The organism is Frigoribacterium salinisoli (assembly GCF_054781095.1).
The window spans coordinates 126,156-141,485 of sequence record NZ_BAAGVB010000004.1 but is presented as its reverse complement, the minus strand read 5'-3'; the positions used below and the strand labels follow the sequence as shown (position 1 = coordinate 141,485).

Sequence of the window (15,330 nt, the reverse complement as noted above, 5' to 3'; positions counted from 1 at the left end):
ACGATGTCGCGGTGCCCCAGGACTCCCCCACCGACGCCCGACCACTGACCCTCGGCGCGCAGCTGCTGCGCCGCAAGCCGCTCGAGGCCTTCGCGGCCGAGGCGGCGGGCGGGACCGACGGGGCGGGGCCGTCCGGCCCACGGATGCGCCGCGCCCTCGGCGTCTGGCACCTCACGGCGATCAGCATCGGGGCGACCCTCGGCACGGGGATCCTCGTCGTGCTCGGCACCGCGGTCCCGCTGGCGGGCCCCGCCGTGTGGCTCGCGTTCGTGCTCGCGGGCGTCGCCGCCCTGCTGAGCGCGCTGTCGTACGCCGAGATGGCCGGAAGCGTGCCCGTCTCCGGGTCGAGCTACTCGTACGCCTACGCGACGCTCGGCGAGGGCCTCGCCTGGGTCTGCGGCTGGTGCCTCGTGCTCGAGTACGCCGTGTCCGTCGCGGCCGTCGCGGTCGGCGCGAGCCAGTACGTCGACGAGGCCCTGCGGGTCTTCGGCCTGTCGCTGCCGCCCGCGATCGCGGCCGGCCCCGCCGACGGAGGGGTCCTCGACCTGTCGGCGGCCCTCCTGGTCCTGCTCGCGACCGCGGTGCTCGTGCCCGGCACCCGCGAGAGCGCGTGGGTGAACACGCTGCTCGTGGTCGTCAAGGTCGGCCTGCTCGTCTTCTTCATCGCGGTCGCCTTCACGGCGTTCCGCGCCGGCAACTTCGCCCCCCTGGCGCCCATGGGCGCCGCGGGCGTCTCGGCCGCCGCGTCGCGCCTGTTCTTCTCCTACATCGGCTTCGACGCAGCCTCGACGGCCGGCGAGGAGGCGAAGGACCCGAAGCGCGACCTCCCCCGGGCGATCATCGCCTCGATCGTCATCATCACCGTGCTGTACATCCTCGTCGCCGTCGCGGCGATCGGCGCCCGGCCCTGGACCGACTTCACCGACGGCGAGGCGACGCTGGTCACCATCGTCGCCGACGTGACGGGGGCCCCGTGGGTCGCGTTCCTCTTCGCCGTGACCGCCGTCGCGGCCATCGCGAGCGTCGTGCTCACGGTCCTCTACGGCCAGACGCGCATCTTCGTGTCGATGGCGCGCGACGGGCTCGTGCCCCGCGTGCTCGGTCGCATCTCGCCGCGGACGCACACCCCCGTCGCGGGCACGCTGATCGTCGGCGGGGCCGTCGCGGTCGCCGCCGCGCTCGTGCCGCTGGGGGCCCTCGCCGACGCGACGAGCATCGGCACGCTCTTCGCCTTCGCGCTCGTGAACCTCTCGGTCGTCTGGCTGCGCCGGGACCGCCCCGAGCTGGAGCGCAGCTACCGCGTGCCCCTCTACCCCGTGACGCCGCTGCTGGGCTTCGCCTGCTGCGTGCTGCTCATGGTCACCCTCGGCAGCGTCACCTGGATCGCCTTCGCGCTCTGGATGCTCGTCGGCACGGCGATCTACCTGGGCTACGGCAGGAGGCACTCGGTCGTCGCCAGGGACGCCGCGTCGGGCGCCGCCCGCCCCTGACCGGCTCCCGGAGCACGACGAAGGGCGCCGCTCCTGCTGGAGCGACGCCCTTCGTGCGTGCAGTGCGGCCGGGGCCGCGGGGCCGGACTCGCCGGCCCTCGGACTACTTGAGGGTGACGGTGGCGCCGGCGGCCTCGAGCTGGGCCTTGGCCTTGTCCGCGGTCTCCTTGTTGGCGCCCTCGAGGACGGTGCTGGGGGCACCGTCGACGACGGCCTTGGCCTCGCCGAGGCCGAGGCTCGTGAGCGCGCGGACCTCCTTGATGACCTGGATCTTCTTGTCGCCGGCGGCCTCGAGGACGACGTCGAACTCGGACTTCTCCTCGACCTCCTCGGCGGGGGCGGCGGGGCCGGCGGCACCGGCGGCGGCCACGGGGGCAGCAGCGGTGACCTCGAAGACCTCCTCGAACTTCTTCACGAACTCGCTGAGCTCGATGAGCGTGAGCTCCTTGAAGGCCTCGATGAGCTCGTCCTGCGAAAGCTTCGCCATGGTGTTCTCCTAATTGCGTGGTGTGTGGTGCTGGAAGTGGGGGGTGTTCGTTCGTCGACAGCGGGTCAGCTGTCGGCGGCCTGCTTCTCGCGCAGCGCCTCGACCGTGCGGACGGCCTTCGACAGCGGAGCGTTGAACAGGTACGCCGCACCGAACATCGAGGCCTTGAAGGCGCCGGCCAGCTTGCCCAGCAGCACCTCCCGCGACTCGAGGTCGGCGAGCTTGGTGACCTCGGCGGCCGTCAGCGGGTTACCGTCGAAGTAACCGCCCTTGACGACGAGCGCCGGGTTCGCCTTGGCGAAGTCACGCAGGCTCTTGGCGACGGCGACGGGGTCGCCGTGCACGAAGGCGATCGCGGAGGGGCCGGTGAGCTCGTCGTCGAACGACGAGATGCCGGCATTGTTCGCCGCGATCTTGCTGAGCGTGTTCTTCACCACGGCGTAGGTCGCGTCTGCACTGATGCCCTTGCGCAGCTCCTTGAGCTGGGCGACAGTGAGGCCGCGGTACTCGGTGAGCAGGACGGCGGTCGAGCTACGGAACGACTCCGTGAGCTCGGCGACCGAAGCTTCCTTGTTCGCCATGGCTCTCCTTACGTGGATGTGCCGGCAGCCCCCAGGCCTCACGCGTGCTGGACGCACGAAAAAAGCTCCGGCGCAGGGGCACGGAGCTGAGTCTCGCTCTGACGAGCGAGGAACGACTTCACACACCTGCGCAGGCGCTCTCTCTCGAGAACCTTCGGATCGTTCGTGCGAGCACGAGCGATCAACCGGCGGTCTTGGGCTGGGTCCAGGTTAGGCGACGCCGGGCGTTCCCGCAACTCCGGGCGGCACGACGGCCGTGACGGCACGCGGGCCCCTCGTCGCGCCCTCGGCCCCGTGCAGCGGCAGGCGCACCGTGAAGACGGCACCGTCCGTGCCGCCGTGCACGTCGACCACGCCGTGGTGCCCGTGCACGACGGCCCGCACGATGGCGAGGCCCAGGCCCGTCGACCCGGCCGTGCGCGAGCGCGAGCCGTCGCCGCGGGCGAAGCGCTCGAACAGCACGGGCAGCACGGCGGGGTCGATGCCGGGGCCGTCGTCGGCGACCGTGATCCGGGCCTCCTGCGCCGCCTCGTCGACGTCGAGCGCCACGTGCACGTGCGTGCCCGCCGGCGTGTGCGTGCGGGCGTTGGCGAGCAGGTTCGCGACGACCTGGTGCAGCCGCGCGGCGTCCCCCGGCACCGTGACCGGCTCGTCCGGCACCGCCACGTCGAAGCGGTGCCCGCTCGCGGCCACGTGCGCGTCGCTCACGGCGTCGACCACGGTGCGGGTCAGGTCGACCTCGCCCGTGACGAGGTCGCGCCCCTCGTCGAGGCGGGCGAGCAGCAGGAGGTCCTCGACGAGCGAGGTCATCCGCAGCGACTCGGACTCGATCCGGCCCATCGAGTAGGCGACGTCGTCGGGCAGGTCGGCGTGCATCCGCCGGGTGAGCTCGCTGTAGCCGCGGATCGACGCGAGCGGCGTGCGCAGCTCGTGGCTGGCGTCGGCGACGAACTGCCGGACCTTCTCCTCGCTGCGCTGCCGGGCGGTGAGGGCGTCGCCGACGTGCCCGAGCATCCGGTTGAGGGCCGCACCCACCCGCCCCACCTCGGTGCCGGTGTCGGCGTCGGGCTCGGCGACGCGCTCGGCGAGGGCGACCTCGCCGCGGTCGAGGGGCAGCTCGGCGACGCGCAGGGCCGTGTCGGCCATGCGCTCGAGCGGCCGGAGGGCGCTGCGCACGACCGCCACGGCGAGCGCGATGGCGAGCGCGAGCCCGAGCAGGGTGACCACGGCGATGACGGCGACCATCGCCGTCACGGTCTGCGTGACCGACGTGGTCGGCAGGCCGACGACGAGGGCGCCCGAGGCCGAGCTGAGGCCGGACGGGCCCTCGAAGCGCACGGGCACGGCCTCGATCCGGTACTCGCCCAGCTCCGCGCCGAGGTCGACCGTGCGCGGCTCCCCCGCGACGAGGTCGGCGGTGAGGGCCGCGAGCTGCTCGGCGGAGAGGGAGCGCACCGAGCCGTCCTCGTCGAGGCGCACCGCCTGCACCTGGTCGCCGACGACGGTCGCCGTCACGGTGCCCGGGGCCTGGCGGGGACCGCTGAGGTCGTCCTGGTCGGGGGTGGACGAGGGCGAGCCGCCCGGCCCGCCGCCGAAGGGCGACGTGGCCCGGGACACCGACTGCGCCAGCTGCGCGTCGAGCTGGTCGACGAGCGAGCTGCGCAGGGCGACCACGCTCACGGCGCCGATCGCGACGGCGAGCAGCACGACGAGCGCGACGATGCTCGCGATGAGGCGCTGGCGCAGCGTCACCGGTCGGCCGTCGAGGCCGGGCACGCCGCGCGCCGCGGACCGGAGGCGCGCACCGACCCGGGCGGGCAGGGCCCCGCTCACGAGGTGGGCTTGATGACGTACCCGACGCCGCGCACGGTGTGGATCATGGGCTGCTCGCCGACGTCGATCTTCTTGCGGAGGTACGAGATGTAGATCTCGACGACGCTCGACCGGCCGCCGAAGTCGTAGCTCCAGACGCGGTCGAGGATCTGCGCCTTGCTCAGCACGCGCCGCGGGTTGCGCATGAGGTACCGCAGCAGCTCGAACTCGGTGGCCGTGAGCTCGATCTCCCGGCCGGAGCGGTGCACCTCGTAGCTCTCCTCGTCGAGCACGAGGTCGCCGACGACGATGCGGGAGTCGGCCTGCTCGGCGACGGAGGCGGAACGCCGGAGCAGGCCGCGGAGCCGCGCCACCACCTCCTCGAGGCTGAAGGGCTTGGTGACGTAGTCGTCGCCGCCGGCGGTGAGCCCCGCCACGCGGTCCTCGACCGCGTCCTTCGCGGTGAGGAAGAGCACGGGCACGTCGACGCCCTGGGCGCGCAGCCGGGCGAGCACCTGCATGCCGTCGATGTCGGGCAGCATCCAGTCGAGCACGATCGCGTCGGGGGCGAAGTCGCGGGCGGCCCCGAGGGCGCCCTGCCCGTCGGCGGCGGCCCTCACCTCGTAGCCCTCGTAGCGCAGGGCCATCGAGAGCAGGTCGGTGAGGCTGTGCTCGTCGTCGACGACGAGCACGCGCAGGGCCGAGCCGTCGGGGCGGGTGAGCGTGGGGGCGGAGGTCGTCGTGGTCACCCTTCCCATTGTCGAGCGTTCCCTATGAACCACCGGTGAGCCCGCGATGATCCCGCCGTGAGCACCAGGAGGCGCTCCGCGCGTCAGCCCACCGGGTACGCCACGCAGGCGAACCGGCGCGAGTCCGGGGCCCAGCCGGGCACGTTGGTCGTGCCCTGCCCGCCGTGCAGGGCGAGCAGGTCGCGCGGCCGCTCCCCCGGGACGGGCAGCCCGTCGGCGCCGAGGGGCAGCGTGCGGAGCACGACGTCGCGGTCCTCCGGGTGCCCGAGGGTGCCCGTCGGGTACGCGAGCCAGAGCAGCGTCGAGCCGTCGGGCGACACGTGCGGGAACCAGTTCACCCGGTCGTCGTCCGTCACCTGCACGAGGTCGCCCCCGTCGAGGCCGGCCCGGAAGAGCTGCGCGTGGCCCGGCACCGTCGAGCCGCGCTCGCTGTTCCACCAGAGGTGCCGGCCGTCCGGCGAGAACTCGGGACCGTCGTCGGGGTGCTCGTCGGCCGTCACGGGCACGACCGCGCCGTCGGCCACCGCGACGAGCGTGACGTCGGTGCGCCACGCCTCCTGCGCCGCGCCCGCCTCGGGCAGGGCGCCCGCGACGACGCTGAGCGTCGCGCCGTCGGGCGAGATCCCGTGCAGGTAGTGCTTGTACGAGCGCCCCTCGGGGTGGTCACGGGTGATCCGACGCGCCTCGCCGCCGCCCCAGGGCACCTCGTAGAGGTGGCCGTCCCGGGCGCTCACGACCACGCTGCCCTGGTCGGGCGCCACGACGTGGTCGTTGTTGATCTCGGGGACGCCGACCATCGGGACCCGCTCGAGCGGGCCCGTCGCGCCTCCTGCCGGGTCGACGGGCAGGCGCCAGAGCACGCCGTCGCCGTTGAGGACGAGCCAGCGCCCGTCCGGGCTCCAGTTCGGGGCCTCGAGCAGCAGGTCGTCCCGCTCGAGCACGACGGTGGAGCTGCCGGTCGCCGCGTCGACGACGAGCACGAGGCAGCGCTGGGAGGGCTTCAGGGTCCGGGGCACGGGTCGATCCTGCCCTGCTGCGCCGAGAACGCGGCGTCGAACGACGCGGTGGGCCGGGGCCAGAGCAGGGAGCGCACGTGCTCGAGCGCCTCCGGGGCCCCGTGCATCCGGTCCATGCCGGCGTCCTCCCACTCGATCGAGATCGGTCCCGCGTAGCCGACGGCGTCGAGGGCGCGGAACGCGTCCTCCCACGCCGTGTCGCCGTGGCCCGTCGAGACGAAGTCCCAGCCGCGCCGCGGGTCGCCCCAGGCCAGGTGCGAGCCGAGCACGCCCGCGCGGCCCGAGGGCGGGCGGAGGCGGGTGTCCTTGCAGTCCACGTGGTAGATCCGGTCGGCGAAGTCGACGATGAACCCCACGGCGTCGACGCCCTGCCAGACCAGGTGCGAGGGGTCCCAGTTGAACCCGAACGCGGCGCGGTGCCCGATGGCCTCGAGGGCGCGCACGCTCGTCCAGTGGTCGTACGCGATCTCGCTCGGGTGCACCTCGTGCGCGAACCGCACGCCCTCGTCGTCGAACACGTCGAGGATCGGGTCCCAGCGGTCGGCGAAGTCCTGGTAGCCGTCGTCGATGACCGACTGCGGCACGGGCGGGAACATCGCGACGTACGGCCAGATCTTCGAGCCCGTGAAGCCCACCACGGTGTCGACGCCCATCCGGCGCGCGACCCGGGCCGAGCGCTTCATGTCCTCCGCCGCGCGACGGCGCACCCCCTCCGGGTCGCCGTCGCCCCACGTCGACGGCCGCACGATCGCCCGGTGCCGGAAGTCGATGGGGTCGTCGCAGACCGCCTGCCCCGTGAGGTGGTTCGAGATCGCCCACACGCCGAGCCCGTGCCGGTCGAGCACCTCGAGGCGCGACCGGAGGTACGCGTCGTCCTCGTCGGCACGCTCGAGGTCGAGGTGGTCCCCCGACGCGGCGATCTCGAGGCCGTCGTAGCCCCAGCCGGCCGCGAGCGCGGCGACCTCCTCGAACGGCAGGTCGGCCCACTGACCGGTGAACAGGGTGACGGGACGGGAGCTCTCGCTCATGGGTTCCTCTCGTGCGGCGGTGCAGCAGGGACGGGACCAGGATGCGCCCCGCGCGTCACGGGACGTCGGCCCACGCGCCGGTGCGCGCCGACTCCAGCACGGCCTCCGTGACCCGCACGGCGCGACGCCCGTCGGCGAAGGTGGGCAGCCCCTCCGGGCGGCCGCCCCGCACGGCCTCGTGGGCGTCGCGCACGAACGCGGCGAAGGCGTCCAGGTAGCCCAGCGGGTGGCCCGCCGGCACGACCGACAGCCGGGCCGCGTCGGGCGAGAGCTGCGCCGCGTCGCGGGGCAGTAGCTCGCTGCCGCGTCGGCGGCCGAGCCACAGCTGCTCGGGCTCCTCCTGCCGGAACTCGACGCTCTCGTCGCTGCCCGCGACGTCGAGCACCAGGTGGTTCTTGCGCCCCGGCGCGACCTGCGACACGAAGAGCGTGCCGAGGGCGCCGGAGGCGGTGGCCAGGACGACCGCGGCCTCGTCCTCCGTCGTCACCGCGGCCCCGGCGCGCACGGCGTGCACGGTGCTCGTGAGGGCCGAGACCCGCGCGATCCGGTCGCCGAGCACGAACTCCAGCAGGTCCGCGAGGTGGCTGCCGATGTCGGCGAAGGCCCGGGAGGGCCCGCCCGCCGCGGCGTCCACGCGCCAGTCGACGTCGTCGGCGCCCAGGAGCCAGTCCTGCAGGTAGCTGCCGCGCACGCTCAGCACGCGGCCCACCCGGCCCGTGGCCACGCGCGCCCGTGCCTCGCGCACCATCGGGTGGAACCGGTAGACGAAGGGCACCGCGGTGACGAGGCCGCAGGCCTCGGCGACCGCGACGAGCTCGTCCGCCTCGGCCGAGCACGTCGCCAGCGGCTTCTCGCAGACGACGTGCTTGCCGGCCCGCAGGGCCATGAGCGCGAAGGCCGCGTGGCTGGCGTTGGGCGAGCACACGTGCACGACCTCCACCTCGGGGTCGGCGACGAGGTCGGCGACCGAGGCGTGAGCCGCGGGGACGCCGAGGGCGCGGGCCGCACGGCCCGCGCTCTCGGCGCTCGACGAGGCGACCGCGACGACGGTGGCGCCCGCCGACCGGGCCGCCGCCGTGTGCACGCGGCCCATGAAGCCGCCGCCCACGACGCCGACGCGGACGGGGCGGACGCGGGTCGCGCCTCCTGCCCGCGCCCACGCGCCCGTCGACGCCCTGGCCCCTGTCGCTGCCCCGGCGAGCGGGGCCGCCTCGCCGACGTGGGTCACTTCACGGCGCCCGAGGAGAGACCCGTGATGAGGTGCTTCTGCACGAGCATGAACCCGATGAGCACCGGCAGCGACACCACCACCGACGCCGCCATGAGCTGGTTCCAGTAGACGTCCTGCTGCGAGGCGTACGCCCGCAGCCCGATCGACAGCGTGCGGGTGTCGCGGTTGGTGAGGACCGAGGCGAAGAGCACCTCTCCCCACGCCGTGATGAACGCGTACACGGCGACGGCGATGATGCCGGGCTTCGCGACGGGGATGATCACGCGGAACAGGGCGCCGAGGCGGCCCGTGCCGTCGATCATCGAGGCCTCTTCGAGCTCCTTGGGGATCGACGCGAAGTAGCCCGTCAGCATCCAGATCGAGAACGGCAGCGAGAACGTCATGTACGTGATGATGAGGCCGAGGTAGCTGCCCGTGAGCTGCACCCCCACCGTGCGCTGGATCTGCACGAAGATGAGGAAGAGCGGCAGCAGGAACAGGATGCCCGGGAACATCTGCGTCGACAGCACGACCAGGCTGAAGCTGCGCTGCCCGCGGAAGCGCAGGCGGGCCAGCGAGTAGGCCGCGAGCACCGCCATCGCCACCGACAGCACCGTCGCCGAGATCGTGACGATGAGGCTGTTGCGGAAGTACTGCGCCAGCGGCACCGTCTGCCAGATCTGCACGTAGGGCTCGATCGTCACCCGCGAGGGGATCCACTGGAAGAGGCCCTGCACGTCGGCCAGGGGCTTGATCGACGTCGTGAGCACCACGTACAGCGGCACGAGGACGACGAACGACAGGAACGCGAGTCCGAAGAAGCGGAAGACCTTGAAGCCGCGGGTCTCAATCATCGTGCTGTCCCTTCGGGAGAACCATGCGGATGTAGAACGCCGACGCGATGAGGAGGACGACGAGCAGCATGACGCTCATCGCACCGCCGAGGCCGAAGTTCCAGTTGTTGAACGACTGCTGGTAGATGAGCGGCGAGATGAGGGTCGCCGCCTCGGGCGAGGCCGGCCCGAAGAGCACGTACGGCACGTTGAACTGGTTGAAGATCCAGAGGCTCATGATGAGCAGCAGCACGGCGTTGGCCGGCTTGATCATGGGCAGCGTGATCTGCAGGAACTGCTTCCAGAGGCTCGCGCCGTCCAGGCTCGCCGCCTCGTAGACGTCGTTCGGGATGTTCTGCAGCGCCGCGAGGAGCATGAGGAACGCGAACGGCCAGAACTGCCAGGCGGTGACGATGACGATCGCCCAGAACGAGTTGCCGCCGAGCAGCCAGAAGGGCCGCTCGCTGAGGATCCCCAGGTCGTCGACCAGGAACCGGTTGATGGCCCCGTCGCGCTGGTTGAACATGAAGGCCCAGGCGATGGTGCCGACGTAGGACGGCAGGGCGTAGGGCACGAGGAAGAGCGTGCGCAGCAGCCCACGGCCCTTGAACGAGCTCGTGAGCAGCACCGCGCCCAGCATGCCCATGCTCCAGGCGATGGCCACGACGATGATCGTGAAGACGACCGTGCGGCCGATGGCGCCGTACAGCTGCGCGGCGATCGGCGAGGACGGGTCGAGGGTCGTGACGAAGTTCTGGATGCCGACGAACGGCGCGTTGACCCAGTTGGCGATGCTCAGCTGGTTGAGCGAGATGAACGCGATCCACACGCCGAGGATCATCGGCACGATGTGGACGAGCATCTCGGCGAGCGCCGCGGGGGCGACGAGCGCGTAGGGCAGGAACGAGCGCTTCTTCTTGCGCGTGGAGGGCTGCAGCGGTGCCGCCTGGTGCGGATCGGGCTGCGACTGCTGCTCCGCGCTGGCGGGGGGCAGGACGTTGACGGTCATGGCGGTCCTCTCGAGACCCCGGGCCCGGGGCCCGGAGCCGGTCTCGCGACCGGCTCCGGGCCTCCTGGCGTCGGGACGGGCTGGTGGGTCAGCCCGCGGAGTTCATCTGGCTGGCGGCGGAGTCGAGCGCCGAGCGCACGTCGTCCTCGGAGACCTCGTTCCCCTGCGCGGCCTGCGCGAGGAGGTCCTTGATCGCGGTGCCGACGAGGGTCTCCATCTGGCCCTCCGACGGGTACAGCGGCATCGGCTGCGCGTGGTCCTCGAGCGTGACCTGCTTGAGCTGGATCGCCTCCGACTGGAACGCGGGGTCGTCGTAGGCGGCCGTCACGACGGGCAGCGCGCTGAACGACTCGGCGAGGTACTTCTGCTCGTCGTCGCTCGTCAGGTGGGCCACGAAGTCGAGCGCGGCGTCCTTGTTGCCCGAGTTCTCGAAGACGCTGATGTTGATGCCGGCGACGTGGCTCTGCGTGCCCTCCAGGCCGGTCGCGTCGGCCGACATCATCGGCACGGGTGCGGCGGCGTAGTCGGTGAAGTCGCGCTGGCGGAGGTTGTCGCCCGGGGCCTGGTCGAAGAACATGGCGGCCTGGCCGTCCGCGAACGTCGCGGCCATGTCGGACCCGTTGACGCTCTCGGCGTCGGAGGGCGACACGACGCCGTCCTCCCCGATGAGGTCCACCCACTGCTTCACGCCCGTGACGATGCCGTCGGCGGTGAAGTCGGGGTTGCCGTCCTCGTCGTAGAGCTCGCTGCCGTTCTGCAGGCCGCGCACGAAGGCCTGGTGGGCGTTGTTCGAGATGCTCGAACCCGCCATCGTGACGCCCCACTGGTCGATCGACCCGTCGCCGTCGGTGTCCTTCGTGAGGGCCTTGGCGTCCTCGACGAACTCGTCCCACGTGGCGGGCGGTTCGGTGATGCCGGCCTCCTCGAACATCGCGGTGTTGTAGTAGAGCGAGTAGGCGAGGCCGTACAGCGGCACCGACGTGGGCGCCTGGCCCTCGGCGCCACCGGTGGCGAAGCTGGACTGGACGAAGCGGTCCTGGCCGCCGACCGTCTCGAGGGCGTCGCCCTCGAAGGGCACGAAGGCGCCGCTCGACTGCAGCGACACGGCCCACGTGTTGCCGATGTTGAGGACGTCGGGGCCCTCGCCGCTCGAGACGGCCGTGAGGATCCTGTTGTAGAGGTCGCTCCACGGGATGACCTCGAGCTCGACGTCGACCCCGGTCTCCTCGGTGTAGCGGTCGATCGACTCCTGCAGGACCTCGGCGTCGCGCTCGAGGGTCGGGGCCTGGTTGCTGGCCCAGTAGGTGATGGTCTGGTCGTCGCCCGATCCTCCGGACGCCGAGCAGGCGGTCAACGACCCGGCTGCGACGGCGCCGACGGCGAGGGCGGCGGCCCAACGGAACTTCGTGTTCATGGCTTCTCCTGGTGTCTCGTCTTCGAGAGGGCTCTGCGCTGAGTGGCGGAGGTGCTGTGGTGGTGCTGTGGTGCTGTGGTGCTGTGGTGGTGCTCTGGTCGGGTGGTGCGGGACGGGGGACGGGGTGGGTGCCGGCCACGACGCTGCGGCCGGCACCGGGGTCAGCCGAGGGTCGGGACGGTGGGGTCCCAGTCCTCCGGCAGCTCGGGGGTGGGCTCGAGGCTGGACGCGACGACGACGCCCTCGTGGCGCTCGGCGGACTCGGCGAGCGAGACCATGACGTCGAGCACGTGGAACGCCAGCTCGCCGGGCACGCGCTCGCGCCGGTCGCCGCGGATCGCCTGGGCGAGCTCGGCGACTCCCGTGCCGCGCGTCGAGGTCGTCCCCGTCGCGGGCACCACGATCGGCTCGTCGCCGCCGGTGTGCAGCAGGGTGTCGCCCTCGAACGTGTTGGGGTCGGGGAGGACGGCCGTGCCCTCCGTGCCGGCGATCTCGACGAAGCCGGCACGGGCCAGCTTCGAGTCGAAGCTGAAGACGGCCTGCGCGCTCGCGCCGGACTCGAACTCGAGCAGGGCGCTGATGTGGGTGGGCACCTCGACGGGGAACTCCGTGCCGGCCTTGGGCCCCGACCCGATCACGCGCGTCTCGCGCGCCTTCGACGAGGTCGCCGTGACCTTGGCCACGGGCCCGAAGACCTGCACCAGCGTCGTCAGGTAGTAGGGGCCGACGTCGAACATCGGTCCGGCGCCGTGGGCGAAGAGGAACTCCGGGCTCGGGTGCCACGACTCCGGGCCGGGCACCTGGAACAGGGCCAGGCCGGTGAGCGGGGTGCCGACGGCACCTCCGTGGACCGCCCGGAGGGCCGTCTGCAGCCCGGCCCCGAGGAAGGTGTCCGGGGCCACGGCGACGCGGACCCCGGCCTCGCGGGCCGCGTCGACGAGCTGCTGCCCGCTCTCGCGGTCGAGCGCGTACGGCTTCTCGCCCCAGACGTGCTTGCCGGCACGGACCGCCTGGAGGGCGACCTCGACGTGCGCGGCCGGGATCGTCAGGTTGACCACGATCTCGACGTCGTCGTGCGCGAGGAGCTCGGCGACGGAGCCGCTCCCGGGCACCCCCCACTTCGCCGCCTGCGCGGCGGCGCGCTCCTCGTCGAGGTCGGCGACGAACAGGACGCGCAGGTCGGGGAACCGCGTGAGGTTGCCGAGGTACTGGTCGCTGATCACGCCGGCGCCGATGACGCCGACGCCGACCGGGCCCGTGCGACCGTCGGAGGCGACGGCGGGGCGGGCGGCGGTGTCGGTCATTCGAGGGCTCCCAGGTCGTCGGTGCCGAGCGCGAGCCCGGACAGGTGGTCGTAGCTGTCACGGACCGCGTCGAAGACGTCGCCGTCGAAGTCGTCGAGCTCGACGACGCGGAGCGCCTCGGGCGCGGCCGCCAGGATCTCGGCCACGGGCATCGACCCGGCGCCGACGGCGACCTGCTCCCGGTCGTCCTTCGTGAGCGGGCCGTCCTTGACGTGCAGGGCGGTGACGCGGCCGCCGAGGCGCCGCAGCAGGGCGGGGACGTCCTGGCCGCCCACGGCGACCCAGTAGGTGTCGACCTCGAGCACGACCTCCGGCGGGAGGGCCTCGGCGAGCACCTCGAGGGCCGGGCGGCCGTCGATCGTGCGCTCGAGCTCGAAGGCGTGGTTGTGGTAGCCGACCGTGAGGCCGTGCTCCGTGGCCTGCCGCGCGATGTCGGCGAGCTCGGCGGCGATCCCCTCGACGTCCTCGCGCGTCGTCCAGCGCTGCTCGTCGATGTGCGGGTCGATGACGGTGCCGATGCCGAGGCGGGTCGCGGCCGCGAAGATCGGGGCGAGGTCGGCCCCGACGAGGCGGACGTGCGCGGTGGGGGCCGTGAGCCCGGCGGCGGGCAGTGCCTCGGCGTACTCGTCGACGCGGTCGACGAACGCGTACGGCTCGACCTGCGTGAAGCCGAGCCCGGCCAGGCGTCGGAGCGTGCCGGGCAGGTCGGCGGCGACGGCGTCGCGCACCGTGTACAGCTGGACCGAGAGCGGTGGGGTGGTCACCAGGGGGTTCCTCCTCGTCGAGGTGCATGGACGCGGTCGACCCTGCGAGGACCCCTGATCGGGGGCGATCGTCGTCGACCTGCGGCCACTGTGGCACGACTTCTGTCGAGGCGCAAGCAAAAGTCGAACGGATCCCGGCGCACATGGTCCGAGGTCCGACGTCACGTGTGGTTCAATGCACCCATGCCCGACACTCCGCGGCCCTCCGCGCTGGGCAGCACGGGGGCCAGCGAGCTCTTCCAGCTGCTCCGTGACGGGCAGCCCCGCACCCGCGCGGAGCTCGCCGCGATGACCGGCCTCGCGCGGTCCACGGTCGCCCTGCGCCTGGACGCCCTGGGCGAGCTCGGGCTCGTCGGCCCCGTCGCCGACGCCGTCTCGACGGGGGGACGCCCGCCCACCCGGGTGGCCCTCGTCCGCAGCGCCCGCGTCGTCCTCGCGGCCGACCTCGGCGCCAGCCACGGGCACCTCGCCCTCACCGACCTGCTCGGCGAGGAGCTCGTGAGCCGACGCGGCAGCGTCGACATCGCCGACGGGCCGGAGGCCGTGCTCGGCTGGGTCGTGGACCAGGCCGACGAGCTCCTGGCCGAGCTGGGCAAGACGCGCGCCGACCTCATCGGGGTCGGCATCGGCCTGCCCGGCCCCGTCGAGTTCGTCACCGGACGCCCCGTGAACCCGCCGATCATGCCCGGCTGGGACGGCTTCGACGTGCCCGGTCGGGTGCGCCGCCAGCTCGACGTGCCCGTGCTCGTCGACAACGACGTCAACATCATGGCCCTGGGCGAACGCACCCGGTCCTGGGCGGGCACCGACCACTTCCTCTTCGTCAAGGTCGCCACCGGCATCGGCGCGGGCATCATCTCGGGCGGACGGCTGCAGCGCGGCGCCCAGGGCATCGCCGGCGACATCGGCCACGTGCGGGTCCCGCGCGGCGAGGGGATCCCCTGCCACTGCGGCAGCACCGGCTGCCTCGAGGCGGTCGCCTCCGGGCCCGCGGTGGCCGCGGCCCTCCGGCGGGAGGGGCACGACGTGCACTCCGGCCGCGACGTCGTCGACCTCGTGCGCCGGGGGGACGTCGCCGCCGTCCAGGCCGTCCGGCAGGCCGGCCGCGACCTCGGCGAGGTCCTCACCACCTGCGTGAACATGGTCAACCCCTCGGTGATCGCCCTCGGCGGTTCGCTCGCCCAGGCCGGCGAGCACCTCCTGGCCGGCGTCCGCGAGGTCGTCTACCAGCGGTCGGTGCCGCTCGCGACCGAGCACCTCAGCATCGTGCCGTCGCGGGCCGGCGACGGGGCGGCCCTCGTCGGCGCGAGCATGCTCGCGATCCACCACGCGCTCTCCCCCGCCGCCCTCGACGAGCTCGCCGCGACCGGCTGAGGCCGCACCCCGCCCGGCCCGGGCGCCGACCACGCGCGCGGCACCGCCGGTCCGGGCCCGCGCCCGGCCACCGGCTCCGCCGGCTCGGGGACGACGCACGGAGGGCCCTGTCCAGATCACGACGCCGATTCGGTGAACGACAGCCGTCGCTCTACCGTGGGCCGGTCGCCGTACGCCCGAACGTGCGGTCGTCCGCGGACCCGTCCGCGTCACCGGGGCCACGATCCCTGGCCGTGGCCCCGGCCTGCTCCCCCGCTGT

At 73.1% G+C, this 15,330-nt stretch carries 14 protein-coding genes; 2 read left to right on the top strand and 12 right to left on the bottom strand.

Annotated elements, in window-relative coordinates:
- Positions 1–11 precede the first annotated feature (11 nt).
- On the top strand, positions 12–1,490 hold the full coding sequence (locus tag ACYVHQ_RS10685) for an APC family permease (protein ID WP_460512838.1): 1,479 nt from the start codon (positions 12–14) through the stop codon (positions 1,488–1,490).
- Between the two features lie 103 nt (positions 1,491–1,593).
- On the opposite strand, the gene rplL is transcribed toward ACYVHQ_RS10685, so the two are convergent.
- The 12 genes from rplL to ACYVHQ_RS10625 all read right to left on the bottom strand — a co-directional run bounded on the left by rplL (position 1,594) and on the right by ACYVHQ_RS10625 (position 13,697).
- Complete coding sequence (gene rplL / locus ACYVHQ_RS10680) at positions 1,594–1,977, bottom strand: 50S ribosomal protein L7/L12 (protein ID WP_460512836.1); 384 nt, start codon at positions 1,975–1,977, stop codon at positions 1,594–1,596.
- 65 nt (positions 1,978–2,042) lie between these two features.
- On the bottom strand, positions 2,043–2,558 hold the full coding sequence (rplJ, locus tag ACYVHQ_RS10675; RefSeq protein ID WP_460512834.1) for a 50S ribosomal protein L10: 516 nt from the start codon (positions 2,556–2,558) through the stop codon (positions 2,043–2,045).
- A gap of 210 nt (positions 2,559–2,768) precedes the next feature.
- A complete protein-coding gene (locus ACYVHQ_RS10670; RefSeq protein WP_460512832.1) occupies positions 2,769–4,391 on the bottom strand; it encodes a sensor histidine kinase in 1,623 nt (540 codons plus the stop codon).
- Entirely contained in the window at positions 4,388–5,128 is a 741-nt protein-coding gene (locus tag ACYVHQ_RS10665) for a response regulator transcription factor (protein WP_460512830.1), read from the bottom strand. The genes ACYVHQ_RS10670 and ACYVHQ_RS10665 overlap by 4 nt, the downstream gene beginning before the upstream one ends.
- Positions 5,129–5,202: 74 nt before the next feature.
- Positions 5,203–6,135: a TolB family protein gene (locus tag ACYVHQ_RS10660; protein WP_460512828.1), complete on the bottom strand. Its 933-nt coding sequence runs from the start codon at positions 6,133–6,135 to the stop codon at positions 5,203–5,205.
- Positions 6,120–7,163, bottom strand: coding sequence for a sugar phosphate isomerase/epimerase family protein (locus ACYVHQ_RS10655; RefSeq protein WP_460512826.1), 1,044 nt, complete (start codon positions 7,161–7,163; stop codon positions 6,120–6,122). The genes ACYVHQ_RS10660 and ACYVHQ_RS10655 overlap by 16 nt, the downstream gene beginning before the upstream one ends.
- 55 nt (positions 7,164–7,218) lie before the next feature.
- The gene (locus ACYVHQ_RS10650; RefSeq protein ID WP_460512824.1) at positions 7,219–8,391 is read right to left on the bottom strand and encodes a Gfo/Idh/MocA family protein; all 1,173 of its coding nucleotides are present in this window, start codon (positions 8,389–8,391) and stop codon (positions 7,219–7,221) included.
- On the bottom strand, positions 8,388–9,227 hold the full coding sequence (locus ACYVHQ_RS10645; protein WP_460512822.1) for a carbohydrate ABC transporter permease: 840 nt from the start codon (positions 9,225–9,227) through the stop codon (positions 8,388–8,390). The genes ACYVHQ_RS10650 and ACYVHQ_RS10645 overlap by 4 nt, the downstream gene beginning before the upstream one ends.
- The gene (locus ACYVHQ_RS10640; RefSeq protein WP_460512820.1) at positions 9,220–10,215 is read right to left on the bottom strand and encodes a carbohydrate ABC transporter permease; all 996 of its coding nucleotides are present in this window, start codon (positions 10,213–10,215) and stop codon (positions 9,220–9,222) included. The genes ACYVHQ_RS10645 and ACYVHQ_RS10640 overlap by 8 nt, the downstream gene beginning before the upstream one ends.
- 88 nt (positions 10,216–10,303) lie before the next feature.
- Positions 10,304–11,629: an ABC transporter substrate-binding protein gene (locus ACYVHQ_RS10635; RefSeq protein WP_460512818.1), complete on the bottom strand. Its 1,326-nt coding sequence runs from the start codon at positions 11,627–11,629 to the stop codon at positions 10,304–10,306.
- 161 nt (positions 11,630–11,790) lie between these two features.
- Positions 11,791–12,933 (bottom strand): Gfo/Idh/MocA family protein, encoded by a 1,143-nt coding sequence (locus ACYVHQ_RS10630; RefSeq protein WP_460512816.1) that lies wholly within the window; start codon positions 12,931–12,933, stop codon positions 11,791–11,793.
- Positions 12,930–13,697: a sugar phosphate isomerase/epimerase family protein gene (locus ACYVHQ_RS10625; RefSeq protein WP_460512814.1), complete on the bottom strand. Its 768-nt coding sequence runs from the start codon at positions 13,695–13,697 to the stop codon at positions 12,930–12,932. Before ACYVHQ_RS10625 ends, ACYVHQ_RS10630 begins: the two co-directional genes overlap by 4 nt.
- Positions 13,698–13,880: 183 nt before the next feature.
- Here ACYVHQ_RS10625 and ACYVHQ_RS10620 point away from each other — a divergent pair, with 183 nt between their 5' ends.
- Positions 13,881–15,071 carry an ROK family transcriptional regulator gene (locus ACYVHQ_RS10620; RefSeq protein WP_460512812.1) on the top strand — a complete coding sequence of 397 codons (1,191 nt, stop codon included), beginning with the start codon at positions 13,881–13,883 and terminating at the stop codon, positions 15,069–15,071.
- Positions 15,072–15,330: the final 259 nt, after the last annotated feature.

Coding starts and splice junctions, on each gene's coding strand:
- rplL (WP_460512836.1), bottom strand. CDS start 1,977: ATGGCGAAGCTTTCGCAGGACGAGCTCATCGAGGCCTTCAAGGAGCTC.
- rplJ (WP_460512834.1), bottom strand. CDS start 2,558: ATGGCGAACAAGGAAGCTTCGGTCGCCGAGCTCACGGAGTCGTTCCGT.
- ACYVHQ_RS10665 (WP_460512830.1), bottom strand. CDS start 5,128: ATGGGAAGGGTGACCACGACGACCTCCGCCCCCACGCTCACCCGCCCC.
- ACYVHQ_RS10655 (WP_460512826.1), bottom strand. CDS start 7,163: ATGAGCGAGAGCTCCCGTCCCGTCACCCTGTTCACCGGTCAGTGGGCC.
- ACYVHQ_RS10645 (WP_460512822.1), bottom strand. CDS start 9,227: ATGATTGAGACCCGCGGCTTCAAGGTCTTCCGCTTCTTCGGACTCGCG.
- ACYVHQ_RS10640 (WP_460512820.1), bottom strand. CDS start 10,215: ATGACCGTCAACGTCCTGCCCCCCGCCAGCGCGGAGCAGCAGTCGCAG.
- ACYVHQ_RS10635 (WP_460512818.1), bottom strand. CDS start 11,629: ATGAACACGAAGTTCCGTTGGGCCGCCGCCCTCGCCGTCGGCGCCGTC.
- ACYVHQ_RS10630 (WP_460512816.1), bottom strand. CDS start 12,933: ATGACCGACACCGCCGCCCGCCCCGCCGTCGCCTCCGACGGTCGCACG.
- ACYVHQ_RS10620 (WP_460512812.1), top strand. CDS start 13,881: ATGCCCGACACTCCGCGGCCCTCCGCGCTGGGCAGCACGGGGGCCAGC.